Source organism: Lacibacter cauensis (assembly GCF_007830055.1).
Taxonomy (GTDB): domain Bacteria; phylum Bacteroidota; class Bacteroidia; order Chitinophagales; family Chitinophagaceae; genus Lacibacter; species Lacibacter cauensis.
Map to the genome: position 1 here is coordinate 141,316 of NZ_VLLE01000006.1, position 24,915 is coordinate 166,230.

Annotated in this window: 21 protein-coding genes; 10 read left to right on the top strand and 11 right to left on the bottom strand. The window is 41.0% G+C overall.

Features of this window, described 5'->3' with window-relative positions:
• Positions 1 to 7: 7 nt before the first annotated feature.
• The 3 genes from IQ13_RS17255 to IQ13_RS17265 are packed head-to-tail and all read right to left on the bottom strand — an operon-like array spanning position 8 to position 3,498.
• Positions 8 to 991 carry a UDP-glucuronic acid decarboxylase family protein gene (locus IQ13_RS17255; protein WP_144887882.1) on the bottom strand — a complete coding sequence of 328 codons (984 nt, stop codon included), beginning with the start codon at positions 989 to 991 and terminating at the stop codon, positions 8 to 10.
• 30 nt (positions 992 to 1,021) lie between these two features.
• Entirely contained in the window at positions 1,022 to 2,332 is a 1,311-nt protein-coding gene (locus tag IQ13_RS17260) for a UDP-glucose dehydrogenase family protein (protein ID WP_144887883.1), read from the bottom strand.
• Positions 2,333 to 2,346: 14 nt separating this feature from the next.
• Positions 2,347 to 3,498: a DegT/DnrJ/EryC1/StrS family aminotransferase gene (locus IQ13_RS17265; protein ID WP_144887884.1), complete on the bottom strand. Its 1,152-nt coding sequence runs from the start codon at positions 3,496 to 3,498 to the stop codon at positions 2,347 to 2,349.
• Positions 3,499 to 3,609: 111 nt separating this feature from the next.
• On the opposite strand from IQ13_RS17265, the gene IQ13_RS17270 reads away from it, so the two are divergent.
• Positions 3,610 to 4,863, top strand: coding sequence for a 3-deoxy-D-manno-octulosonic acid transferase (locus tag IQ13_RS17270; RefSeq protein ID WP_242009580.1), 1,254 nt, complete (start codon positions 3,610 to 3,612; stop codon positions 4,861 to 4,863).
• Here IQ13_RS17270 and IQ13_RS17275 read toward each other — a convergent pair.
• A complete protein-coding gene (locus tag IQ13_RS17275) occupies positions 4,833 to 5,678 on the bottom strand; it encodes a DUF8457 domain-containing protein (RefSeq protein ID WP_144887885.1) in 846 nt (281 codons plus the stop codon). The two genes, IQ13_RS17270 and IQ13_RS17275, sit on opposite strands and share 31 nt — an antisense overlap.
• A gap of 73 nt (positions 5,679 to 5,751) precedes the next feature.
• Between IQ13_RS17275 and IQ13_RS17280 the strand changes: the two genes are divergently transcribed.
• From IQ13_RS17280 to IQ13_RS17305, 6 genes are all read left to right on the top strand, one after another.
• A complete protein-coding gene (locus IQ13_RS17280; RefSeq protein WP_144887886.1) occupies positions 5,752 to 6,321 on the top strand; it encodes a thymidine kinase in 570 nt (189 codons plus the stop codon).
• A 28-nt stretch (positions 6,322 to 6,349) separates the two neighbouring features.
• Positions 6,350 to 7,012 (top strand): heme exporter protein CcmB, encoded by a 663-nt coding sequence (locus IQ13_RS17285; protein WP_144887887.1) that lies wholly within the window; start codon positions 6,350 to 6,352, stop codon positions 7,010 to 7,012.
• A 75-nt stretch (positions 7,013 to 7,087) separates the two neighbouring features.
• Positions 7,088 to 7,780 (top strand): cytochrome C assembly family protein, encoded by a 693-nt coding sequence (locus IQ13_RS17290; RefSeq protein ID WP_144887888.1) that lies wholly within the window; start codon positions 7,088 to 7,090, stop codon positions 7,778 to 7,780.
• Complete coding sequence (locus IQ13_RS17295; protein WP_144887889.1) at positions 7,780 to 8,007, top strand: CcmD family protein; 228 nt, start codon at positions 7,780 to 7,782, stop codon at positions 8,005 to 8,007. The genes IQ13_RS17290 and IQ13_RS17295 overlap by 1 nt, the downstream gene beginning before the upstream one ends.
• 32 nt (positions 8,008 to 8,039) lie before the next feature.
• The gene (locus tag IQ13_RS17300; RefSeq protein ID WP_144887890.1) at positions 8,040 to 9,458 is read left to right on the top strand and encodes a Glu/Leu/Phe/Val family dehydrogenase; all 1,419 of its coding nucleotides are present in this window, start codon (positions 8,040 to 8,042) and stop codon (positions 9,456 to 9,458) included.
• 274 nt (positions 9,459 to 9,732) lie between these two features.
• Entirely contained in the window at positions 9,733 to 11,238 is a 1,506-nt protein-coding gene (locus IQ13_RS17305) for a trypsin-like peptidase domain-containing protein (protein WP_144887891.1), read from the top strand.
• A gap of 48 nt (positions 11,239 to 11,286) precedes the next feature.
• Here the strand turns inward: IQ13_RS17305 and IQ13_RS17310 are convergent, their stop codons facing one another.
• The gene (locus IQ13_RS17310; RefSeq protein WP_144887892.1) at positions 11,287 to 12,570 is read right to left on the bottom strand and encodes an alpha-amylase family glycosyl hydrolase; all 1,284 of its coding nucleotides are present in this window, start codon (positions 12,568 to 12,570) and stop codon (positions 11,287 to 11,289) included.
• Positions 12,571 to 12,696: 126 nt separating this feature from the next.
• Here IQ13_RS17310 and IQ13_RS17315 point away from each other — a divergent pair, with 126 nt between their 5' ends.
• Positions 12,697 to 13,923, top strand: a complete 1,227-nt coding sequence (locus IQ13_RS17315) for a 4-hydroxy-3-methylbut-2-enyl diphosphate reductase (RefSeq protein WP_144887893.1) — start codon at positions 12,697 to 12,699, stop codon at positions 13,921 to 13,923.
• Positions 13,924 to 13,969: 46 nt separating this feature from the next.
• Here IQ13_RS17315 and IQ13_RS17320 read toward each other — a convergent pair whose 3' ends face one another.
• The 5 genes from IQ13_RS17320 to IQ13_RS17340 all read right to left on the bottom strand — a co-directional run bounded on the left by IQ13_RS17320 (position 13,970) and on the right by IQ13_RS17340 (position 22,354).
• Positions 13,970 to 15,511, bottom strand: coding sequence for a T9SS type A sorting domain-containing protein (locus IQ13_RS17320; protein ID WP_144887894.1), 1,542 nt, complete (start codon positions 15,509 to 15,511; stop codon positions 13,970 to 13,972).
• Between the two features lie 272 nt (positions 15,512 to 15,783).
• Entirely contained in the window at positions 15,784 to 17,271 is a 1,488-nt protein-coding gene (locus IQ13_RS17325) for a T9SS type A sorting domain-containing protein (protein WP_144887895.1), read from the bottom strand.
• A gap of 339 nt (positions 17,272 to 17,610) precedes the next feature.
• Complete coding sequence (locus tag IQ13_RS17330) at positions 17,611 to 18,765, bottom strand: T9SS type A sorting domain-containing protein (protein ID WP_144887896.1); 1,155 nt, start codon at positions 18,763 to 18,765, stop codon at positions 17,611 to 17,613.
• Positions 18,766 to 19,050: 285 nt separating this feature from the next.
• Entirely contained in the window at positions 19,051 to 19,749 is a 699-nt protein-coding gene (gene cmk, locus IQ13_RS17335; RefSeq protein WP_144887897.1) for a (d)CMP kinase, read from the bottom strand.
• A 67-nt stretch (positions 19,750 to 19,816) separates the two neighbouring features.
• The gene (locus IQ13_RS17340; RefSeq protein ID WP_144887898.1) at positions 19,817 to 22,354 is read right to left on the bottom strand and encodes an ATP-dependent Clp protease ATP-binding subunit; all 2,538 of its coding nucleotides are present in this window, start codon (positions 22,352 to 22,354) and stop codon (positions 19,817 to 19,819) included.
• An 83-nt stretch (positions 22,355 to 22,437) separates the two neighbouring features.
• Here IQ13_RS17340 and IQ13_RS17345 point away from each other — a divergent pair, with 83 nt between their 5' ends.
• Both IQ13_RS17345 and IQ13_RS17350 read left to right on the top strand, forming a co-directional pair.
• The gene (locus tag IQ13_RS17345; RefSeq protein WP_144887899.1) at positions 22,438 to 22,812 is read left to right on the top strand and encodes an STAS domain-containing protein; all 375 of its coding nucleotides are present in this window, start codon (positions 22,438 to 22,440) and stop codon (positions 22,810 to 22,812) included.
• 39 nt (positions 22,813 to 22,851) lie between these two features.
• Positions 22,852 to 23,754 (top strand): ribonuclease Z, encoded by a 903-nt coding sequence (locus tag IQ13_RS17350; RefSeq protein ID WP_144887900.1) that lies wholly within the window; start codon positions 22,852 to 22,854, stop codon positions 23,752 to 23,754.
• Positions 23,755 to 23,763: 9 nt separating this feature from the next.
• On the opposite strand, the gene IQ13_RS17355 is transcribed toward IQ13_RS17350, so the two are convergent.
• The gene (locus tag IQ13_RS17355; RefSeq protein WP_144887901.1) at positions 23,764 to 24,906 is read right to left on the bottom strand and encodes an alpha/beta hydrolase-fold protein; all 1,143 of its coding nucleotides are present in this window, start codon (positions 24,904 to 24,906) and stop codon (positions 23,764 to 23,766) included.
• Between the last annotated feature and the right edge of the window lie 9 nt (positions 24,907 to 24,915).

Genomic DNA, 24,915 nt, shown 5'->3' on the forward strand with positions numbered 1-24,915 from the left:
TTACTCATCATTTCATGCTCACAAACTCTTTCGGTTGCTTGCTCCATTCTTCCTTCGGCAGATTTTTAAAATACTCGTACGTAATCTTTAAACCTTCTGCTCTTGCTACTTTCGGTTCCCAGCCAAGTATTTCTTTGGCTTTGGTAATATCGGGCTGGCGTTGCTTCGGATCATCAACTGGCAATGGTTTGTACACGATCTTTTGTGTGGAGCCTGTCAGCTTGATTACTTCTTCCGCAAATTCTTTCAACGTAATCTCTGCAGGGTTGCCAATGTTCACCGGCATATCGTAATCGCTCATCAGCAAACGATAAATACCTTCTACCAAATCATCCACATAGCAGAAACTTCTTGTCTGGCTGCCATCGCCAAATACTGTTAAATCTTCGCCACGTAACGCCTGGCCAATGAATGCAGGTAATGCACGGCCATCATTGAGCCGCATACGTGGACCGTATGTATTAAAGATGCGGATAATCCTTGTCTCCACACCATGAAAACGGTTATACGCCATCGTAATGCTTTCCATGAAACGCTTTGCTTCATCGTACACACCACGTGGACCAACAGGATTTACATTGCCCCAATACTCTTCTGTTTGCGGATGCACCAATGGATCGCCGTACACTTCAGAAGTTGACGCAACAAGGATGCGAGCACCTTTTGCTTTCGCCAAACCCAAACAGTTATGCGTACCATGTGCACCAACCTTTAACGTCTGGATCGGAATTTTCAAATAATCGATCGGACTTGCAGGCGATGCGAAGTGCAGGATATAATCCAGCTTGCCGGGAATATGAATAAACTTGGTAATATCGTGATGATAAAACTCAAACTGTTCCAGCTTGAACAGGTGTTCAATATTTTTTAAATCCCCCGTAATGAGGTTATCCATTGCAATTACATGATAACCTTCTTTAATTGCACGGTCGCACAAATGCGAACCAAGAAAGCCGGCGGCACCTGTAATTAAAATCCGTTTACGATCCATTGTAGTTTGTTATGCGATTGTTTGATTAAGTTATTTTACAGCTTCTCTTCCCACACTTTCATAGAAGAACCCAAGTTCTTTCATCTGTGCTCTGTCGTACACATTACGACCGTCGAAGATTACTTTGTTCTTCAGCATCGAAGAAATCTTTTCAAATTCCGGCGTACGGAATTCGCTCCACTCAGTTGCAATGATCAATGCATCTGCATTCTCCAATGCATCGTATTGTCCCTCTGCAAAATCAATTTTATTTCCTACTACCTGCTTAACATTCGGCATTGCTTCAGGATCGTATGCATGTACCGTTGCACCTGCTTCTGTTAATGCATCAATCATGTATAAAGCCGGCGCTTCACGAATATCATCGGTATTTGGTTTGAATGCTAAGCCCCACAATGCAAAACGTTTTCCTTTTAGATCGTTATTGAAGTATGCGTTGATCTTCGGCATCAGGAACAACTTCTGCTCTTCATTTACTTTCATCACCGCATTCAATATTTCAAAATCATAATTCACTTCGCTGGATGATTTCACCAAAGCCTGTACATCTTTCGGGAAACAACTTCCACCATATCCAATACCGGGGAAGAGGAAACGTTTACCAATACGTTCGTCACTGCCAATACCTTTACGCACCATGTCAACGTCTGCACCTAAACGTTCGCACAAACGTGCAATTTCATTCATGAACGAAATCTTCACCGCTAAGAAAGAGTTGGCTGCGTATTTTGTCAACTCTGCACTTTTCTCATCCATAAAAATCACCGGGTTGCCGCTACGTACAAACGGTGCATACAGATCCGTCATGATCTTTTTTGCACGTTCATCGCTTGTACCAACTACCACACGATCAGGTTTCATAAAATCATCTACCGCTACCCCTTCACGCAAAAATTCAGGATTACTTACTACTGCAAATTCTCCTTTGTAGTTCTTTGCAATAGCCGCCTGTACTTTATCAGCCGTACCAACCGGCACGGTGCTTTTATCAACAATGACTTTGTAATCGGTCAAAATTTTTCCGAGATCATCCGCCACACCTAAAATGTATTTCAAGTCTGCACTACCATCTTCACCGGGAGGTGTTGGCAACGCAAGAAATACAATCGTTGCATCTTTTACACCTTCTGCAAGGTTGGTGGTAAAATGCAAACGATCTTCTTTGAGGTTTCGGAGAAATATTTTTTCCAGACCAGGTTCATAGATCGTAATCTGCCCGTTCGATAATTTATCTACTTTGCTTTTATCAATATCAACACAGGTTACTTGGTTACCTGTTTCTGCAAAACAGGTTCCTGTTACAAGACCTACATAACCTGTTCCAACTACTGCGATTTTCATTTGTTAATTTCCGTTTATGATTTTGTATTAAGATATTCCAACACTTTACTTGTAATAAACTGCAATTGCTCTTCGTCCAGTTCTGTATGCATCGGCAGCGAAATTACCCGATCAGTTAACCAATCAGTGATCGGCAGATTGTAATCTGCACCACCGAAGGATGCAAACATTTGCTGACGATGTGCCGGTACCGGGTAATAAATCATCGATGGAATTTTTTGCTCAGCTAAATACGCATTCAAACCATTTCTTACCTCAGCAACATTTTCAAAACCATCGAGCGTTAATGTATATTGATGAAACACATGATTGCTGTAAGGCGCACGATAAGGAGTTGTAATGTTTTTATGCCCTGCAAATGCAGCATCGTAATAATCTGCAGCCTTACGACGTGCAGCAATATATTCATCCAGTTTTTTCAGTTTGATTTTTAAAACCGCTGCCTGCACCGTATCGAGACGAGAGTTGCAACCCACCACTTCGTGGTAGTAACGTACTTTCTGTCCGTGGTTCGCCACCATCTTCAATTGCTCAGCCAACGCATCATCATTGGTAAACATCGCACCACCGTCACCATAACAACCAAGATTCTTTGAAGGGAAAAATGATGTACAACCAATAGTTCCAATAGAACCAGTTTTCTTAACCGTACCATCAGGGAATGTATAATCAGCACCGATAGCCTGGGCATTATCTTCAATTACGTACAGGTTATGTTCTGCCGCAATTTTCATGATCTCATCCATATTGGCTGCATGTCCATACAAATGCACCGGAACAATCGCTTTTGTTTTTGGAGTAATCGCTTTACGGATCGCTTCCGGATCGATGCAGAAAGTTTTGGGATCAACTTCAACAAACACCGGTTTTAAACGGAGCAATGCCACTACTTCCACAGTAGCAATGTATGTAAAAGAAGCAGTAATCACTTCGTCGCCCGGTTGCAGGTTCAACGCCATCATGGCAATCTGCAATGCATCGGTACCGTTCGCACAGGGAATGGTATGTTTTACCCCAAGGTATTGGCTCAGGTCTGCAGCCAGATCCTGCACGGGTTTGCCATTAATAAACGCTGAACTGTCGAGAACATCTAAAACGGCAGCATCTACTTCCTGCTTAATTGCAAGGTATTGCTGCTTAAGATCAACCATTTGTATAGGTCGCATAAATAAGCTTGTTTAAACGGTGGCGAAAGTACGGCAAAAAAGGCGTTTGGCCTTTGAAACACAGGCAGAAAGCGTTAAGTTTTTCTCACCAAATGCTTTCCGCTTAGATTTGTGCCCGTGATCTTCTTTTACAACATATTCCGCCTGGTTTATCAATCGGCCGTTACACTTGCCGCTACTCGCAACCCAAAAGCTAAAAAATGGGTTGACGGACGTAGAAACTGGCAACAACAGTTGCAGCAAAACTGGCAGCCGAAGCCGGGCGACAAGCTCGTGTGGATGCATTGTGCCTCGCTTGGTGAGTTTGAACAAGGAAGACCGGTGTTGGAAAAAATCAAAAACCAAAATCCGAAAACCAAAATCCTTCTGACCTTCTTCTCCCCTTCCGGTTATGAAATAAGGAAGAAGTATAACGGTGCCGATTATGTCATGTACCTGCCAATGGATGGAGCTTCCAATGCAAAAAACTTCATCGATCTTGTACAGCCCAATCTGGCCATTTTTGTAAAATATGAGTTTTGGCACTATTACCTGACCGAACTGAAGAATAGAAAGATCGAAACCGTTCTGATCTCGGGCATCTTCCGCCCATCACAACCTTTTTTTCAATGGTGGGGAGGCTTTCACCGAAACATGTTGCAATGCTTTTCGCACCTGTTCGTACAAAATAGAGCTTCGAAAGAATTATTGGATGGAATTGGATTGAGCGGCAAAACAACCATCGCCGGCGATACCCGTTTTGATCGTGTAATTGCGTTGGCCGAACAATGGAAACCAATTGAAATTGCGGATGCTTTTTGCGGAACAGAACCAGTAATCGTAGCGGGTAGCACTTGGGCCGAAGATGAAACAATACTTGCTGAATGGATGAAAGAAAACAAGCAGTACAAACTCATTATAGCTCCGCATGAGATCAAAGCTGAAAATATTAACAGGCTAAAAAGTTTGTTCCCCAACTGTATCTCATTTTCGGAGCTTTCTACTCATAACACACAACACATAACTCATAACTGCCTTATTATCGACAACATCGGCTACCTTTCCCGCCTCTACAAATACGCTACAGTTTGTTATGTGGGTGGCGGTTTCAACAAAAGCGGGCATCACAATATTCTGGAGGCTGCGGTTTATGGCAAGCCTGTTATTACCGGACCTAATTTTGAAAAGTTTAAAGAAAGTGTCGATCTGAAAAAACTCGGCGGAAGTTTTACGATCACTAACGCAACAGAACTGAAAAACGTTATACTGCAAATGGATATTTCAGCAGCATCGGCTATCACAGAAAACTATGTAAAGGAAAACGCCGGAGCCACGGCAACCATTGTCAACTGGCTTCAGGAGAAACGTCTTTTTACCAGCGAATAGAACTCTTGTACTGCGGGGCGATCATTGTCCCACCCCAACTTAATTTTCAGTTCACGCTCCATCCAGTATTGCGCTTCGGGATAAATAGAAAAGTTATTGATGGTTTTAATGCTGCGCTCGTACATCACTTCATCGCCACGGAACAATTCATTGATGAATACAAATCTGTCGTTGATACCAATCGCCTTCTTCAAATCTTTTATAGCATTTGATTCGCTCAGCTTATGTACAATTTCCGCATGACCCGTACCCAATTGATCGTTTAACGATAGCTGGCGGCCATTCATCATTTCGTTTAATTCCTTATTTGCAACAATAGTAGTAGATGCAGGAACAGGTGTGGCTTCAGGCTCTTCGTATGTTGGCTGGTGAATGAGCGTTGGCACTTCCGGCTCTTCATCAAACAACAGAACAGGCTTTTGCTGATGTTGCTGGGCTTCCACCTTTTTGGCAAACTCAGCTTTCAGGCGAATTTCTTCCAGCTCAGCTTCTACTTCTTCTTCATCTATTTGCAATACCTCTACTATTTTCTCAACCGGTTTCTCTTCTTCTGTAACAATGGCCGGGGGAACAAGTCTGCTTGCTGTTGCAGTAACAGGTGCAGCTTCGGTTCTTGTTTCTGTGGTAACAGTTGCTATCCTTGCTGCAGGTAATACTACCGCAACACGGTTCGATCCTGCGGGTTGTTGTGTTTGTTGTAAAGATTGCTCTAACTCGGCTCTCAACATATTGGTGAGTACCAGCATCTGGGTTGCATCCGCATTACGCTGGAGTGCCTGTTGTAATTGTTCAACGAGAGAAACAATACGTTCCATGAATAGTGCTTACTTTTGGCGGTATTGGAAATTTGCTGTTAAGTTACAAACAGTTTTGCATAAAATATTGATAATGTTTATTGAACCAAATATAAAAGGCGATCGTCGTGGCTGGATTGAGGTTATTTGCGGATCTATGTTCAGTGGAAAAACGGAGGAGCTCATCCGCCGATTAAAGCGTGCACGTATTGCCAATTTGAAAGTAGAAATTTTTAAACCTGCTGTTGATGTGCGTTACGATGATGTAAAAATTGTATCACATGATGAGAATGCTATTCAATCAACGCCTATTGATAATTCACAGAAAATTTTATTACTGGCGCAGGATGTGGAAGTGGTTGGTATTGATGAGGCACAGTTCTTTGATGCAGAAATTACCAATGTATGCGAGCAGCTGGCCTTGCGTGGTGCAAGGGTAATTGTTGCCGGACTCGATATGGATTATAAAGCCCAGCCTTTTGGTCAAATGCCAAACCTGTTGGCCGTTGCCGATTACATTACCAAGCTCCACGCCATTTGTGTAGTGTGCGGTAATATTGCCAACTATTCGTATCGGCACAGCAGCGAAGGCGGACAGGTATTGTTAGGAGAAAAAGATAAATACGAACCACGCTGCAGACACTGTTATCACCAGCAATCATAAATCATCATCTACCTTTTAAGCATAAGCTTTGATATCAGCACAAAAAATAGCAACCCTGTTCAAAAAAGATCTACTGCTCGAAATAAGACAGCAGTATACGTTCTATGGTATACTCCTGTATATTGCCTGCACGGTATACATTCTTTTTCTTGCAATTAACGAACCCGATGCTTCCGTATGGAATGCCTTGTTTTGGGTAAATATGCTCTTCATAAGCATTAACGCTGTAGCTAAAAGTTTTTTACAGGAAAGCCGGGGCCGCATGCTGTATTATTACTCCATTGTAAGTCCGCAGGAGTTTATTCTTGCCAAACTGCTGTACAATGTAATGCTAATGCTGGTAATGAGTTTGCTGAGCTTGCTTACGTTTAGTTTTTTTCTTGGTGTTCCTTTTTTACATGCGTTGCAGTTTACCGGCATTACTATTCTGGGTGGCGTAAGCATGAGCCTGGTGTTTACACTACTGGCAGCTATTGCATCACGGGCAAATCAGAATGCAGCCATCATGGTAATTATGGGGTTCCCGGTTATTATTCCGCAATTATTACTCTTAATACGCATTTCAAAAGCTGCTTTTGGCGAATTATTTAAAGATGGGGCTATACTGCAAATGGTATTTTTGTTGGGTGGCCTCGATGTTCTTGTGTTGGCGTTGTGTATGATTTTGTTTCCATTTTTATGGAAAGATTAAAGGTCAACCACTTAACTTTGCCGCACTTTAAGCAGGCAAAACAAATGTTTGTGTTTGTTTTTTAAAGCTGATTATATGCATAAATCCTGGTGGAAGATAACTGCCGTTGTTTTATTGGTTTACACCATTGTTGGTGGCTTTTTAATGGATGTACCACGGCTCTTCATTCTCAACGAATCAATTCGCAATCTTTACTTTCATGTAAGCATGTGGTTTACCATGATGATTTTATTTGGTGTAAGCCTTGTTTACAGCATAAAATACCTGCGTACCCAAAAATACCGTAACGATATCTTCGCCTCAGCTTATGCCGGAACCGGAACCTTTATGGGTTTGCTGGGCTATGCTACCGGAGCGGTATGGGCCAATTACACATGGGTAACCGATCAGGGACAATCGCTCAGCAATATTTTAAAAGAGCCGAAACTTTTAGGTGCAGGTATTGCCATCCTCATTTACTGTGCCTATTTTGTTTTACGTGGAAGTTTTACCGATATCGATAAACGTGCACGTGTAACAGCGGTGTACAACATTTTTGCCTTTGCTATGTTGTTTCCAACAATATGGATCATTCCACGGTTGGTAGGCAGTTTGCACCCCGGTGCTCCAGGCAGCGAAAGCGGTAACCCTGCTTTAAATTTTAATGATATCGACAGCCGTTTACGTATGGTGTTTTATCCTGCAGTCATTGGCTGGACCTTACTAGCAGTCTGGATTTCTACGATCAAAATCAGAATCAAACTTTTGTCCGATAAATCACTCTTATAATGAAAAAATTACTCCTTGCTTTTCTGCTGTTGGCAACAAATATTTTGCTTTTCGCAACATCGGCAGCTGCCCAGGCAGAACAACCCGAAATGGCAGATGCTATGCGCAGCAACGGAAAGATTTACGTAGTGGTTGTTGTATGTTTAATTATTTTATTTGGTCTTATTGGCTATGTTATCCGTATCGACCGTAAACTGTCGAAACTCGAAAAACAAACAAGGGACTAAACGATTGCTATATTCATCTTAAAAACGATTGTATGTCAACTACGAATTACAGCTTTTTCGGCTCGGTAGAACAGAGCTTTGATAAAGCCGCAGCTTTTACAAAATGGGATAAAGGTATCCTTGAACAGATCAAGCAGTGTAACAGTGTGTATCAAATGCGTTTCCCTGTTAAAATGGACGATGGTTCCATTGAAGTAGTGGAAGCTTACCGTGTACAGCACTCGCAACACAAAACACCTTGTAAAGGTGGTATCCGTTTTTCAATGGAAGTAAACCAGGACGAGGTAATGGCACTTGCAGCTCTCATGACGTATAAGTGTGCCATTGTAAACGTTCCGTTTGGTGGTGCAAAAGGCGGTATTAAAATAAGCCCCCGCACCCGCTCTCCGTATGAGCTGGAAAAAATTACCCGCCGTTATACTGCAGAGTTAGTAAAGAAAAATTTTATTGGCCCCGGCATTGATGTTCCTGCTCCCGATTACGGTACTGGCGAACGTGAAATGGCCTGGATCGTTGATACCTATCAAACGCTCCGCCCCGGCGAAATTGATGGAGCCGGTTGCGTTACAGGTAAGCCTGTTTCGCAAGGCGGTGTAAGAGGTCGTCGTGAAGCAACTGGACTTGGCGTTTTCTATGGCATTCGTGAAGTATGTAACATGGAAGATGTAATGAGCAAACTTGGACTTACAACCGGCTTGGAAGGTAAGCGTGTAATTGTACAAGGTTTAGGAAACGTAGGTTACCATTCTGCAAAATTCTTTCAGCAGGCTGGCGCTAAAATTGTTGCACTTGCTGAGTACGAAGGAAGCATTTACAACTACGAGGGATTAGATGTTGAAGCCGTGTTTAAGCACAGGCAGGAAACAAAATCAATTCTCAACTTCCCCGGTGCTACCAACTGCGAAAAAAATACAGATGCGTTAGAATTGGAGTGCGATATTTTAATTCCTGCAGCATTGGAAAATGTAATTAATGGCGACAATGCACCACGTGTAAAAGCAAAAATTATTGGTGAAGCAGCAAACGGTCCGTTAACTCCTGAAGCCGATGAGGTTTTTGTTGCCAATGGCGTATTGGTTGTTCCCGATATGTTTTTGAACGCAGGCGGTGTAACTGTTTCGTATTTCGAATGGTTGAAAAACCTGAGCCATGTTCGTTATGGTCGTTTGGAAAAACGCTTTACCGAAAATATGAACACGAATATTCTTGGCCAGATGGAATTCTTGAGTGGCAAAAAAGTGAAAAAAGAAGACCGTGCCGCAATTACACATGGCCCCGATGAAGTTGACTTAGTTTATAGCGGTTTGGAAGAAACAATGATTACTGCTGTGAACGAAGTAATGGATTGCTGGAAACAAAACCCTGCCATTCCCGATATGCGTACTGCGGCTTACGTTGTGGCAATTAATAAAGTTGCCATCAGCTATGCAGAGCTCGGCATTTTCCCATAGCAGAACTACTTGCTCCAATACAAAATCCCGCCAACAAAAGGCGGGATTTTTTTGTTCATTAAAGGATCACCTTCGTTGTGAAAAAACGTTCTCTTGTTATTTCTATGACAGTTATTTTTAAGAGTTACTGTAACTTTAGCAGAACTACGAAGGTCTTCATAACTGTTTGTTAAATGTGGCTTCATGGTAGTTCTGAAATGATGACAGCTTCGTTATTTTACAATCAGAAAGGCACAGCCTTTGATATTTTGAACAATAAAAAAAGAAGATAAAGATGAAAGCAAAACACATTCTCGTAACCGTACTTGTTAGTGCAGTTACTGCGCTCTCAAGTGTTTTCCTCTATGCAAAACTGAGCAACAGAAACGGTTCTGTAACCCAAAGCCAGGGTCAAATTCCTGCAAACTATGCAGGTTTATTTGATGGCGGTGGTACTCCAGGGCCTGTAGATTTTGAAGCAGCAGCCAACTCTACCGTTGCTGCTGTAGTGCACATTAAAACAAAAACTAACCCCACTCAAACAAGCAATACACAACGCCGTCGCAGCAATCCGTTTGGCGATATGTTTGGCGATGATTTGTTTGATCAGTTCTTTGGTAATCCAAACAACAGCCGTCCGCAAATGGCAAGTGGCAGTGGTGTGTTTGTTTCTGCAGATGGTTATATTGTAACCAACAACCACGTGGTTGATGGTGCAGATGAAGTAACTGTTACATTAAACAACAAAAAACAGTACAAAGCCAAAGTAATTGCAACCGATGCAAATACTGATTTAGCTGTTATTAAAATTGATGGTACTGGTTTCCCTTACCTGCTTTATGGTAATTCGGATGAAGTAAAACTTGGCCAGTGGGTATTGGCAGTTGGTTATCCGTTAACACTTGAAACAACGGTAACGGCTGGTATTGTTAGTGCTAAATATCGTTTCCTTGGTATCAATCAACGCAATGCAGGCCGCAACGCCAATGTAGTAGAAAGCTTTATTCAAACTGATGCTGCAGTTAACCAAGGTAACAGCGGTGGTGCATTGGTAAATACAAGCGGACAACTGATCGGTATTAACTCTGCTATTGCTTCACCAACAGGTGCCTATGCAGGTTATTCTTATGCGATTCCTGTAAACATCGTGAAGAAAGTAGTGGACGACCTGATTAAGTTTGGAACCGTACAACGTGCCTTCCTTGGTATTCGCCCAGAAGCAAATGCTGATGAAAACACTGATTCGCAAATTAAAGAAGGTGACGGTGTAGTAATTGGCGAAGTAATGAGTAACAGCGCTGCAGCAGATGCTGGGTTGAAGAAAGGTGATAAAATTATTAAGCTTGACAACAAAGCTGTTTCAACATGGTATGAGTTAACAGGTACAGTTGCCAGCTACCGTCCCGGTCAAAAGCTGAACGTTACATTTATCCGTAATGGTAAAGAACAAACGGCTGCACTTACACTTAAAAACAGCAGTGGCAATACCGAAATTGTAAAAGTATCGGCATTAGATAAATTAGGTGTCGAACTGGAAACTTTGGATGCGAAGAAAGCAAAAGAATATGGTGTTGAAGGTGGTGTTACAGTTAAAACCTTAAGCGATGGTTTAATTGCAGAGCAAACAACAATCAAGAAAGGTTTCATCATTGTTCGTGCAGGTGGTAAAACCGTTAAGTCGGTTGATGAACTGAAACGAATTATTGAAAACGCAGGCAACAGCATTATCATTGAAGGAATTTATCCCGGCTATGAAGGTGTTTACCAATATGCTATTAACGATTTAAGAAACGAACCCTAAAAGAGATAATTATCAAATGAAAAGTCCCCATCAAAGTGGGGACTTTTTTTATGCCTTTTGTAAAACCAGATACCCCCATCGTTCAAGAGCAAACTCATCTGCACTATTGTAACTCTTCCCGGAAAATAGTTCGGTGAAATTTCCACGTACCCGCATATCATGCAGGAAAATCCGAACAGGTTGATCGGAAAAGTTTAGCAGCACCAACAACTCAGCGTCGCCATTCTTGCGTACAAAACAAAAAACCTGCTCTGGTTGCGTTGTTGCAATACGCCAGGTTATCGCTGCATTATTCTTTCCTGCAAATACAGCATGCTGTTTGCGCAATTGCAACAGTTGCTGATAAAACGTATGCAGTCGAGGTTTATCTGTCCACTCAATTTCGTCTTTATCAAAAAAAGCAAGTCGGTTGTTGTTGGGCAACTCCTGCCCGCTGTAAATTAACGGTACGCCTGCCCATGTACAGCTGAATACCGCTAATGGCAAAGCCATATTTCCATACTTTTCATACTCGCTGCCGTTCCAGCTGTTTTCGTCGTGATTACTTGTAAAGAACGATTGCAGATGTGTTACCGGATTTCGGTGCTTGTAGCCATCTAATGCTTTATCTAACTCAACAACAGGCTTTTTGTATTTATAAAATTCTTCGCTTACGTGCATCCAATGCCAGGTGTAACTCACATCAAACACGTGTGCAAATGGCTCATCGTTCCATTGATCGAACTCCCCCAACCAAAACAAAGGACGGAACTGATCTAACGCTCTTCTTGCTTCAGCCCAAAAATCAACCGGCACCAACATGGCCATATCGCAGCGGAAACCATCGATACCACAATCTGTAACCCAGAACTTCATGGCATCAATCATGGCAGCCCGTAAAGCCGGGTTATAGAAGTTCAAATGGATTACATCTTCCCAATTCTCAACCGGTGGTTTAAAGTTGCCTTCATGATCCTGCGTATAATATTCGGGGTTACTGATGGTCCATTCATGATCCCAACCCGTATGGTTGGCCACCCAATCAATAATCACTTTCATTCCCAAAGCATGAATTTGCTGCACAAGAGTTTTGAATTCATTAATTGTTCCAAACTCAGGATTTGTTGCTACATAACTCGAACAGGCGTAATAACTTCCAAGCGTTCCTTTTCTGTTTTTAACTGAAATGGGAGTTACCGGCATAAACCAGATAATTTCCACTCCCATATCCTTGAGGCGGGGTAAATGTGTTGCAAAAGAAGCGAAGGTTCCTTCTTTCGTGTATTGCCGCAGGTTCACTTCGTATATATTGGACGAATGAACCCATTCAGCAGGTTTAAATTCAGCTGGCATAGTGGTCATAATTCTCCCCAATGATACGAACCAATCTGCAAATACCCACAGTAAGCTACCTTGCTCTTTTTCAAGGATGTTTCCTTGGCGTTAAACCTTGTACCTTTGCAACTGTTATACCATACCATGAAGAAGTTTGAAGTACCAAATATTTACCGCAGTTCGTTTATAACAGCTATTAAAAACAAGCGTAAGCAGGATGATAAACTGAAGAAGGACTTCTCTCCTACTTTACTCGATCTGGGTGATGTACAGTTTTACCTCGCCCGTCATTTTGGTTTTTGCTACGGTGTTGAAAATGCTATTGAGATTGCGTTTAAAACAATTGATGAAAATCCAGGCAAACGTATTTTCCTGTTGAGTGAGATGATTCACAACCCACAGGTAAATGCAACACTTATTGAAAGAGGTGTGCAGTTTTTACAAGACACGTACGGCAAACAACTGATTCCTTTTGAGGATATTACAAGTGATGACGTGGTTATTATTCCTGCGTTTGGCACTACGCTCGATATTGAAGAAATGCTCAACAGCAAAGGCATTCAAACAGAAAAACACAACACTACCTGTCCCTTTGTAGAAAAAGTCTGGAATCGAAGCGAACAGATTGCGGCAAAAGGTTATTCAATTGTTATACATGGCAAACCAAAGCACGAAGAAACAAGAGCAACCTTTTCGCATGCCAGCTCGCATACAGCAACAGTAGTTGTAAACGATATGCAGGATGCGATAGCGTTGGGCAAATACATCACAGGCGAGAAAGAAACAGCTTCCTTTTATGAAGAGTTTAAAGGACGTTACTCTGCAGGTTTTGATATTACGAAAGATCTGCAACGGTTTGGTGTCGTAAACCAAACAACGCAACTCGCAAGCGATACACAGGCTATTGCCGAATATCTCAAGGGCTTAATGCTGAAGCATTACAACCTCACGGCTGAAACAATCGGCGAACGATTTGCAGATACCAGGGATACCCTTTGCTATGCTACAAACGATAACCAAACTGCAGTTACGGGCATGTTAGAAACAGAAGCCGATCTTGCTGTGATTGTTGGTGGTTACAACAGCTCAAACACAACACACTTGGTTGAGTTGTGCGAAGAGAAGTTGCCTACTTACTTCATTAACAATACAGATAAAATCTTGTCTGCGACTGAAATCATGCATTTCAATTTCCATAACAAACAGGAATATGTCACCAAAGATTTTTTACCTGCAAAGCGACCGGTAAAAATTATGGTTAGCAGTGGTGCATCCTGCCCCGATTCGCTTGTGGAAGAGGTAATGGATAAGCTTGCAGAAATACTTCATGTTAAAGAAGTGTTCGACAGATTGAAAGAAACATATGCGTAAAAAGAAAGGAGCCAATTGGCTCCTTTCTTTTTTTACTCCTACCTGTTTATTGCACCACAATCCGTTTTGTTACACTTACGCCCGCTTCTTTAAACTGAACCTTAACAATATAAATTCCCGGTACAAACTGATTGAAGTAAACAGACTGACTCCGTACTGTATTCATTGTCTTGATTATTCGACCTGATATATCTGAAATACTGATGTCGTAACTGCCAGCATCGGCAGGAACAGCAATACTAAATGCTGCAACTGCAGGATTTGGGTAAATCATCACATCTGTGTTTGCTGTATTAATACGAACTACCCGCACATCACTGTAATTGATTGTTCCGTTCTTCTCAACAATTTGCAACCTGTAATACATCACGCCTGACACACCAGATACATTATCGGTAAATGCGTAGTTGTTAAGTTCTGCAGCCGGCACACTGCCTAAAGTTGCAAATTGGCCATTATCCGCTCTCCGCTGAACAACATATTTCTCAACATCGTATTCGTTTGCTACAGCCCATTTCAGCATTACATTGCCCTGTTGCATAAGCGCCTGAAAGTTTGTTATTGTTAAAGGCAGCACAGTACAAGGATTAATTAAGATTCCGGTTTTACCTGCACCCAGGTATCCAGGTGTTGTAACATTTACCAAAGCTATGATAGGCTTATTGGAATTGGTGTCGCCATTTTGAAATACATAGTTATTAAACGCCAACACCGAACCTACATATGCACTGTTATAACCAGGTTGTATAGTGCCAGGCACAAAAGCTGTTGTAAAAGCAGTGCTGGTGTGAGCAAGAATATCTGTTTCCTGATCAATTACACTGTTTCGGTTAACATCAAGATACAACTGGTAGAAACCGGTAATAGTTTGAATGCCGGGCAAAGAAGCATCATCATATTTACTTTGAATATTGATATTGTATGTTCGAGTTGCAGTACAATTAATACTTCCAGAAACTTTTGGATCGTCCACAACAAAAGAAGTTCCACAGCCCCAGCATTGCGGTTTTTGATCGCCTTCTGTAGACCAGTTAAAAGCCCGTACCTGTAAAAAACCAGGCAGCAGGTTGCTCACTTTAAAAGACAGATTCTGAATATATATGTGATCGATACCGGGGTCTGTAGCGTGTGCTACTTTATAAATAGTTGCTCCGGCATAATTCGGCACAACAGCAGGGTCGTAGTGATAATTTGTATAAATACCTGCTGTACCTGGGTTATTAATATTGATCAAATTGTCATCAAATCCAAATGTAATAAAGGCTTTATCCAACACATCTAAGGTTTTTGGAAGCTCTGTAAAAGTTGCTGGTGCAGGTGCTGTACTTTGCTGACCAGTACAGTTATAAAGATTCATATCCGTAAAAGGATAATCGCTTTCACGCCATACATGCAGCCAGATATCTTTATTGCCACCATTAACTGTTGCGTCAAATTGCAAATCAATTGTATATAGAAGACTATCAGAACCGTATGCTGAAGTTGAAACTTTACTAACGATAACGTTTGTAACATTACATTGTGCAGTTGCGAGGTTGTACCACGCCATCAATATGAACGTGATTACAAGGAGTAAACGCTTTTTCATAAAGAACAGTTTAAGAGTAAAAAATACCCCCGGGCCTAAAGATTGCCTGCTACTGTTTTATGCAAAGCTCAGGGATTATTAATAATCAGTAGCAGATTGTAAATATTCCATGTACTTAATTTTTAATAAAGATAATTAGCAATAACTGGTGAAAGCAATGATTGCAGTTATACAATTCCATTTATTCGATGATAAATATCATAAAATAAGCGTGCCTCCGTTCGGAGGCACGCTTTCTCTTCGGTTCTATCTGGTTTTTCTGTCCAAACAGTTTATTGCACAACAATTCGTTGTGTAATTGTTTCTCCGGAATCACGGAAATTAAAACGAAGCATATAAACACCTGGTTTCAGATTATTAATCTGCATATTCTGCACTTTAATACCCGACCAGCGTTGAATTGATTTACCAGTGTAATCATCTACAGATACATCCATCAAGCTGTTACTTTCAGGAATTGCAACATTAACCATACCCCTGCTAGGATTAGGATAAACAGAAATCGTTAATGTACCGTTGCCTGTTCTTACGGCTTTTATTTCACTGTAAGATGATCTGCCATCTAAGTCTATTTGTTTAAGACGATAATAGGTTACTCCTCTTTGAAGAAGTTGTTCGTCTGTAAAAGAATAGCTATAAGAGCCGCCGTTACCATTTGGAGCCTTTGACTCTACAAACCCTGCTTTAATGTATTGTCCGTTTGAATTACGTTTTTGAATTTCAAATCCCTGATTATTATTCTCTTCTTCTGTTAACCATGTTAAAAGAGCCTTGCCACTTTTCTGTGTTACATTAAACGCTTTCAAACTAACCGGGAGGGTTGCACATGTATTAGTCAATTTACCTGTAACAGCAGCTACGCCAGAAGTTGTTGGAGTAACTCTTACCAAGAGATTTTTTGTTGACAAAGGATCGCCATTAGGCAAAGAGTAATAATTATCAAAGGATATATATCTTGTTAAACCAACCGGAGCTCCGCTGGCAGAAGTTGAAAAGGCCACAGGTGAAGGTGTAAGATTCTGATCACCTGCATCAATTATGTTATCACTATTTGCATCAATATAAACCTGATAAGTACCTGAAATAATATCCGGAGTACCAGGAGGATTTTGATAATTTGCATCAATGATCAAATCGTAATTTAAATCTGTATTTTGCGTTCTGCAATCAATTTTCCCTGTAATATTTACCAAATATGGTTTAAAAGATGATTGGTTATGGCACTGCACACCATTGCTTGATGCATTTGTTCCGGCCAGGTATAAGCCAATATCATAAGAGCCGCAAGGCAATCCCGAAGTAAATTTAATTCCGGTAATTTCAAATTGTGTACCCCCTGTAATTGGAGATGCTGTTACAGAGTAACCGGCCTGCTGAGGCACCAAACCATTTATACCGGTATAATAAGCATTCCAGTTTGTGGTATACGTTAAAGCTAAGTAACCGCCTAAGGCTGCAATGCTTGACGGCACTGAAGATGAAGGGCCATTTTTACAATCCAGATTAACAGCTGCATTGTAAAAAAACAAGTTTGCATACTTCATTCCTGAGTTATGCAATAGTTTAAAAGAGAGCGTAATTGTTGCTTCACAAAGACCATTCACTTCTTTAAACTCAGTAACAGCAGACTTAATGTCTAAAGCAGTAATGTTACAGTTATTTGCATTGCTAATCTGTGTACAATTAATTTGTGCACTGGCTGTAAATGCAAATGGAATTGTAATTAATGCAACTAGGAGATTTTGTAAAAACTTTTTCATACAAAGAATTTTGAGGTTAAAAAACAGAGGTGTTTCAGCAGGACACTTGTAGAAAAAGTTAATCAATGGATATAGGTGTAATACAAATCTGAAAAGCTCAGATTATTCAAAGGCTTTGGCAAATTGATAATGCTTTTGAAAAGCATTCATAATGTAGTGGTAAAATCAGTGGTAAAGGACTTCGGTGTTCTTAGGATGGAGTGAAGCGATTAGATGATGTAAAAATAAACTTGATAGTTGAAAAATGCAAGCAAAGATTCTTATTTTTTATAAAAACAAAGGCCTCACTTGGGTGAGGCCTTTTTGTTTTGATCTTATCTGGTTTTTCCTGTCCCGATTTTATTGCACAGCAATTCTTTCTGTGATTGTTTCGCCTGTTGCACGAACGCTTACACGCAAAGTGTACATACCAGGCTTAAGATTTGTTAACTGCAGATTAGAAGTATTTAAACCTGTCCACTGCTGTAAAGATTTACCTGTAAAGTCAGACAATGTAACGTCTACCATGCCTGTACCTGCTGGAATAGCAACATTTGTTGTTCCACGGCTAGGATTAGGGTATACAGAAAGCAAGAGTGTTCCGTTAGCAGATCTTACAGCTCTGATTTCACTATAGGTTGCACGACCATCAAAGTCAACTTGCTTTAAACGATAGTAAGTAACACCTTTAGGCAAAGCGGTATTGTCATCAAATGAATAAGAATATGCATCACCATTTCCACCTGGAGCTTTTGAATCTACGAAAGCAATTTTTTGGTAAGCACCAGTACCGATGCGACGCTCAATTTCAAAACCATCGTTGTTCAACTCCAACATAGTATTCCATGTAAGCGTTACTTTACCTGACTTTTGGACTGCATCGAAACTCTTTAATGTTACAGGCAAAGGAGCATTTGTTCCCGCAATCAAAAAGCGATCTAAGATATATTTTGTTCCATTCTGATTACAATTCAGATCAGGCACACTGAAATCGTACAAAATTCTATAACGTCTGTTGTTTGTCAGTGACCCGCTTGCAACCACAAGCTTATTGGCGGTATTACCTTGAACTAATGTTACATCACTCTCGCTGAATATCAGGGCTGGATTCGAAGGAATTGTTGCGGTAGTAACACTCTCGTCGACTAAATAAACCTTTACATAAGTAGTACAAGGCAGGCTTTTTGTAATACACTTTTTTACGTCATCTGAATTAAACACATAAATAGTAAATCCAACATTAATTAAACTGCCAATAGTTGAATTATATGTGTACGCAGGGGTTAGCACCCTAGATGGGTTGTTTCCTCCAACACCCGGAGTAAGCAAACCAAAATCAGCAGCACATGCAACAGGCGTTGAACCTGGGTTATTGTACCCATCTACCTTCATTCCCGAAGCTAAATCCCAACCAGCAGGTAATGTTCCAGAAGTAAATTCTTCAATTTGAAGCGCTTGACTAAAAACCGAGCTCAGTGAAGTCAATAAAAAACAAGAGAGTAAAAACTTTTTCATAAAAAAGGTTTAGAGGTAAAAAATAGATCGGCGGTTCAAAGGACAAGGAAACCTTTTGAAAAAGCAATTCAATAGAGGATATAGTGATTACTGTTCCGTGAAACGGAATAGCTCATCACAGGAAGATGGACAGTATAACCAGAAATTAAAAGAAATTAATTGGGGAAATTGGACACGGTCAGCAGGATGAATGGATTTAAGGGAGTTTTACCGGAGGGATGGATTATGCTGTAAATGTATATTTCATATTGGAAATAACAAATTTTTTCTACTCGAAATAATAGTTTACTGCGAAATATTCTTGTTTAACGCTACTTTAAAAAGATCTAACACCTTGGTTAACTGTTCATTAGGCGTTAAATTGGTATTGTCAATTATTATTGCATCATCAGCTTTGCGCAATGGGCTAAACTCCCTGTTGGAATCAATATAGTCCCGCATTTCAAGGTTAGTCTTCACCTCTTCAATAGTTACATTCGGGTTTTTAGCATACAATTCTTTAAACCTACGCTCTACTCTAACTGCAATATCCGCTGTCATAAATATTTTCAACTCGGCTTCCGGAAAAACAGTTGTACCAATATCTCTACCGTCCATGATCACGCCTTTTTGTTTACCAATTTCCTGTTGCTGCTTTACAGCAAACTCCCGCACTTGTCTTATCGCTGCAACTTCACTCACCTTTTCAGCAATTACAAGATCCCTGATTACATACTCTACGTTTTCGTCGTTCAAATGTATTTCTGAGATACCTGTTTGGGAATTTACTTTAAAATAAAGGCTGATATTTTTTAATGCCTCTTCGACCTCTGTAATATCTGTCCAGTCTATATGATTTCGTAAAAAATAAAGAGTAATTGCACGATACATGGCGCCGCTATCAACATAAGTATAGTTCAACTTCTTCGCTAATTGCTTCGCCATTGTGCTTTTGCCGCAAGAAGAAAATCCGTCTATTGCAATATTTATTTTCCTGGTCTCCATCGAGGCTGCAAAATAAGAAAGTCTTCCTTGCTGAAGGAAGACTTTCTTATTCTATGAAAACTTATAATCAGTTATCAGATGACTTGACTGATTTCTTGCTCTTTTCTTTAAACGAGAACTTAATCAACTGATTTTCTTTATCCAAATCGGCAATTACAACATCGCCTTCTTTGATATTCATGTTCAGGATTTCTTCAGCTAACGGATCTTCCAGGTATTTCTGAATAGCCCTGTGCAACGGACGTGCACCAAACTGCGAGTCGTATCCTTTATCAGAAATAAATTCTTTTGCTTCAGTTGTAAGTTCAAGTGAAAAACCAAGGTTCTTCAAACGTGTACTTACACCCTTCATTAAAATATCAATGATCTTGAAAATATGCTCTTTCGTAAGTGAATTAAAGATCATTACATCGTCAATACGGTTCAGGAACTCAGGAGAGAAAGTTTTCTTTAACGCTTTCTCAATAACAGCCTTGCTGTTTTCCTCAGCGTTCTGAATACGAGTAGCCGTTGCAAAACCTACACCTTCACCAAAATCCTTTAATTGGCGAACACCAATATTCGATGTCATGATGATGAGCGTATTCTTAAAGTCAACTTTGCGGCCAAGGCCATCTGTAAGCTGCCCATCATCCAACACCTGCAACAGAATATTGTAAATATCCGGATGCGCTTTTTCAATCTCATCTAACAACACTACTGAATAAGGCTTACGGCGAACACGTTCTGTTAACTGACCACCCTCTTCGTAACCTACATAACCGGGAGGAGCGCCAATTAAACGACTTACGGTAAACTTCTCCATATATTCACTCATATCGATGCGGATCAATGCATCTTCGCTATCGAACATGTAACGGGCCAACGCTCTTGCCAACTCTGTTTTACCAACACCTGTGGGACCTAAGAAGATGAATGTACCAATCGGCTTCTTGGGATCTTTTAAGCCCACACGATTGCGCTGTATAGCTTTCACCACTTTGCTGATTGCTTCGTCCTGGCCAATTACAGCACCTTGCAACTCATCTGCCATTTTACGGAGCTTCTCTGTTTCGGCCTGTACCATACGCTTAACAGGAATACCCGTCATCATACTCACCACTTCTGCAATGGCTTCTTCGTCGATGGGATAGCGTTTATGCTTACTTTCTTCTTCCCATTTCGCTTTCGCTTTTTCAAGCTCTTCGCCCAAACGTTTCTCTGTGTCACGCAATGAAGCAGCTTCTTCAAAACGCTGGCTTTTAACCACTTTATTTTTTTCCTGCTTAATATCTTCAATCTTCTTCTCCAGGTCGAGTATTTCCTGCGGCACATTGATATTCTTAAGATGCACACGTGCACCTACTTCATCCAACACATCAATCGCTTTGTCGGGCAATAAACGATCGGTCATATAACGATCACTCAGCTTTACGCAGGCGCTAATAGCCTCATCATTATAAGCTACATTGTGGAACTCTTCATATTTTGGTTTAATGTTATGAAGAATCTGAATAGTTTCATCAATACTTGGCGGATCGACAATTACTTTCTGGAAGCGACGGTCTAATGCTCCATCCTTTTCAATGTACATTCTGTACTCATCCAGTGTTGATGCGCCAATACACTGTAATTCACCTCTTGATAAAGCCGGCTTGAAAATATTGGATGCATCGAGTGAACCGCTAGCGCCACCAGCTCCAACAATTGTATGAATTTCATCAATAAACAGAATCACATCTCTGTTTTTCTCCAGCTCATTCATAATAGCTTTCATACGCTCTTCAAACTGGCCACGGTATTTTGTACCTGCAACCAATGCTGCCAGATCGAGCGACACCACACGCTTATCGTACAACACTCGGGAAACTTTGCGTTGTACAATTCGTAATGCCAACCCTTCTACAATCGCTGTTTTACCAACACCTGGTTCACCAATTAAGATGGGATTATTCTTTTTACGACGGGATAAGATTTGCGATACACGTTCAATTTCATCTTCACGACCAACAATCGGATCTAATGCACCGTTCTCTGCTAAACGAGTAATGTCTCTTCCGAAATTGTCCAGCACCGGTGTTTTACTTTTCGCTCCAGCCGGTTGTTTTGAACGTGATTGAGCGTATTTCGATTTTTCGTCATCGAAATCTTCTTCTCCCGGATCATCGTATTCTGCTCTTGGATCATTTGATTTTACCATACCTAATTCGTTTCTGAAAATATCGTAATCAATTTCGAACTGGTTCAAAATCTGGGTTGCGATGTTTTCCTTGTTTTTTAAAATGGATAGCATCAGGTGTTCTGTTTCCACCTGCGGGCTCTTTAATGCTTTAGCTTCGAGTACAGTAACACGTATTACTTTCTCTGCTTGTTTTGTTAAAGGAAGACTGTTGATGTTTGCGATATTCTTGCCTGTTTTATCTTTTACAGCAAGTTCAATTTCCTTTCGCAGTTCATATAAATCAACCTGTAAGTTTTTTAATACTTTGATGGCAGTGTTTTCTCCTTCCCGAATCATCCCTAAAACGAGATGCTCGGTACCAATAAAATCATTTCCAAGCCGCAACGCTTCTTCCCTGCTGAACGAAATGATTTCCTTTACTTGTGTTGAAAAATTATGATCCATAACGGATATTCGGTTTTTACAATTATAACGAATAATTTTGACTGAAGTTTACGATAAGTTACACACTATCTGTTAATAATACTATGATTGTCAAAATTGATACCAAGGAAAAATTCCACGTCATTACACCGGCCGAACCAACCCTTTCGGAAAATATGACAGAGGAATTCAGCCAATTGTTGCTTTCCTGTCGGGAAAAGGAGATAAAAAATGTTGTATTGAGCTTAAAAGATGTTACCAGTATTGACAGTCCGATAGCGCAGGCTATTGTAAACTGCCAACAAGATTTTTACGACAATGAAACATCATTTGTTGTTTGCGAAATGGCTCCCGCTGTTGAATCGGTTTTTGAAGAAGCCGAGCTACTTGATCTGCTGAACTTTACCCCCACCGAAAGTGAAGCGTGGGACATTGTGCAAATGGAAGAAATTGAAAGAGATCTTTTCGGAGAAGAATAAACCGTATCATTGTTTAAGTAACCTAAACCAACTGAATTCATGCTCGCTGTTACCATACTTGGCAATAACTCAGCTATACCTGCATACGGAAGACACCCTACTTCGCAAATTGTTACAATCAGCGACGATCTGATTATGTTCGACTGTGGCGAAGGCAGCCAGATCCAGATCATGAACTTCAAAATAAAACGCAGCCGCATCAACCACATTTTTATTTCGCACCTGCACGGCGATCATTACTTTGGTTTAATTGGCCTGCTAAGCAGCTTTGCACTTTTGGGCAGAATACAGCCGTTGAGTGTTTATGGCCCTGCGCCTTTAAAAGAAATTATTGAATTACAGTTTAAAATATCCAACACAAGCCTGCCCTTTCAGTTAACATTTCATTCAATTGAAAAAGCAGGGCTGCTCCTGGATGCAAAAAACTACACGGTAGAATGCTTCCCTACCCAGCACCGTATTGAATGCTGGGGGTTTCTTGTGCGTGAAAAAAAGCAACCCCGTAAGATTAACATGGAAAAGGTTTCTGCCTATAATATTGACGCAAGTCTGTTTCCCTCTCTGCAAAAAGGTGAAGACTTTGTATCAGCCAATGGTGAAATAGTAAAAAATGAATTGCTTACCGATGCCAATACGAAGCCCAAGAGCTACGCTTTTTGTGCAGATACGATTTACGATGAAGGATTGGTGCCGGTAATTAAGGAGGTTGATATGATTTACCATGAAACCACTTATCCTGCCTCATTGGCCGAAAAAGCCACAGAACGACACCATTCCACCAGCAAGCAAGCCGCCAGTATTGCATCGCTTGCAAATAACAAGCGATTACTCATCGGTCATTTCTCAGCCAAGTTTGAAGATATCGGCCAGTTTGAGCGTGAGGCAAAAGAGGTATTTCCCCATACAGAAATAGCGCTGGAAGGCACCACTTACCTGGTTTAAGCGAAATGTTTACTTCGACTGATTAAGCCAGCGCAGAAATTCCGGCATTTGTGCCTGCCAAAAGGCTTCGTTATGTCTGCCATTCTTTATTACCGTGAACTTTAATTTGCTGTTTCCTTTTTGGAGCAACAGGTTTTGCATACGCTGCATGTCACTCACCATTTCATTGCTCTCCTTATCGCCGCAAACAAAGTAAAACGAGCCTTTTACAGAAGGTTTTGCTTCAACTGCGGTATACAGCTGCGGTGCAATCCAAAAGGAAGGAGAAAACACACCCGCTTTGGTAAATACATCGGGATACTTATATGAAGTATAAAAAGAAATCAATCCACCCATTGAACTACCGGCGACAGCTGTGTTGGCAGCCTCTTTTTTTGTGCGAAAGTGCTTATCGATATACGGCTTGAGCGTTTGTGCCAAAAAATCGGCATAGGCATCGCCCTCCCCTTTTCCGTATTTCGAATCGAATGGATTATACTCCGTTAGCCTCCTGTCGTTTCCATGATCGATACCAACCACAATCCATTGTTTGCGGTCGGGTATGGAATCGAGCAATTCATCAACTCCCCATTCGCCGTATGCAGATGTGAGCGCATCAAACAAATTTTGCCCGTCTTGCATATACAGAACAGGATAGCTCCTTTTCGACCATGCATAACCATCCGGTAAATAAATCCAAATCCGTCGCTTGCTGTTTAGCTGCGGTATAAAAAAAGCAGTATCTACAACAAACACATTCTTTGTTCTTGTTGATACAGGAGGTCGTTTCGGAATATCATCGGCCCATGCATCAATGCCAATACTGATCGTTGTATCGGAACTGATTTTCACTACCCTGTTGCTTACAGAAGCCCCATTGGCAGCGCACTCTACTTTGCTCCATGAACCACGGGTAATTTTATACTCAAGAATACCTGCTGCAGAAACCTTCAGCTGATGCACCAGTTTGCCGTCAGCACTTTTAGTAAACTTGAAATAAGCAGAACCGGGATTCCAATCGTTAAAATTGCCGGCGAGATAGAGTGTGTCACCCACATGGAGGATAGGCACATTTTCAATTTTGAAATTGACGATGTACTGTGCCTCACCAACGCATGCTACTGCTATGGAAAAACAAATAAACAGGAAAAATTTCTGAAGCCGGTATTGCATACTCCAGAA

Coding starts and splice junctions, on each gene's coding strand:
- IQ13_RS17295 (WP_144887889.1), top strand. CDS start 7,780: ATGAAAAAATTACTCCTTGCTTTTCTGCTGTTGGCAACAAATATTTTG.
- IQ13_RS17320 (WP_144887894.1), bottom strand. CDS start 15,511: ATGAAAAAGCGTTTACTCCTTGTAATCACGTTCATATTGATGGCGTGG.
- IQ13_RS17275 (WP_144887885.1), bottom strand. CDS start 5,678: ATGGAACGTATTGTTTCTCTCGTTGAACAATTACAACAGGCACTCCAG.
- IQ13_RS17255 (WP_144887882.1), bottom strand. CDS start 991: ATGGATCGTAAACGGATTTTAATTACAGGTGCCGCCGGCTTTCTTGGT.
- IQ13_RS17260 (WP_144887883.1), bottom strand. CDS start 2,332: ATGAAAATCGCAGTAGTTGGAACAGGTTATGTAGGTCTTGTAACAGGA.
- IQ13_RS17345 (WP_144887899.1), top strand. CDS start 22,438: ATGATTGTCAAAATTGATACCAAGGAAAAATTCCACGTCATTACACCG.
- IQ13_RS17300 (WP_144887890.1), top strand. CDS start 8,040: ATGTCAACTACGAATTACAGCTTTTTCGGCTCGGTAGAACAGAGCTTT.
- cmk (WP_144887897.1), bottom strand. CDS start 19,749: ATGGAGACCAGGAAAATAAATATTGCAATAGACGGATTTTCTTCTTGC.
- IQ13_RS17355 (WP_144887901.1), bottom strand. CDS start 24,906: ATGCAATACCGGCTTCAGAAATTTTTCCTGTTTATTTGTTTTTCCATA.
- IQ13_RS17305 (WP_144887891.1), top strand. CDS start 9,733: ATGAAAGCAAAACACATTCTCGTAACCGTACTTGTTAGTGCAGTTACT.
- IQ13_RS17265 (WP_144887884.1), bottom strand. CDS start 3,498: ATGCGACCTATACAAATGGTTGATCTTAAGCAGCAATACCTTGCAATT.
- IQ13_RS17350 (WP_144887900.1), top strand. CDS start 22,852: ATGCTCGCTGTTACCATACTTGGCAATAACTCAGCTATACCTGCATAC.
- IQ13_RS17315 (WP_144887893.1), top strand. CDS start 12,697: ATGAAGAAGTTTGAAGTACCAAATATTTACCGCAGTTCGTTTATAACA.
- IQ13_RS17340 (WP_144887898.1), bottom strand. CDS start 22,354: ATGGATCATAATTTTTCAACACAAGTAAAGGAAATCATTTCGTTCAGC.
- IQ13_RS17310 (WP_144887892.1), bottom strand. CDS start 12,570: ATGCCAGCTGAATTTAAACCTGCTGAATGGGTTCATTCGTCCAATATA.
- IQ13_RS17330 (WP_144887896.1), bottom strand. CDS start 18,765: ATGAAAAAGTTTTTACTCTCTTGTTTTTTATTGACTTCACTGAGCTCG.
- IQ13_RS17280 (WP_144887886.1), top strand. CDS start 5,752: ATGTTTATTGAACCAAATATAAAAGGCGATCGTCGTGGCTGGATTGAG.
- IQ13_RS17325 (WP_144887895.1), bottom strand. CDS start 17,271: ATGAAAAAGTTTTTACAAAATCTCCTAGTTGCATTAATTACAATTCCA.
- IQ13_RS17290 (WP_144887888.1), top strand. CDS start 7,088: ATGCATAAATCCTGGTGGAAGATAACTGCCGTTGTTTTATTGGTTTAC.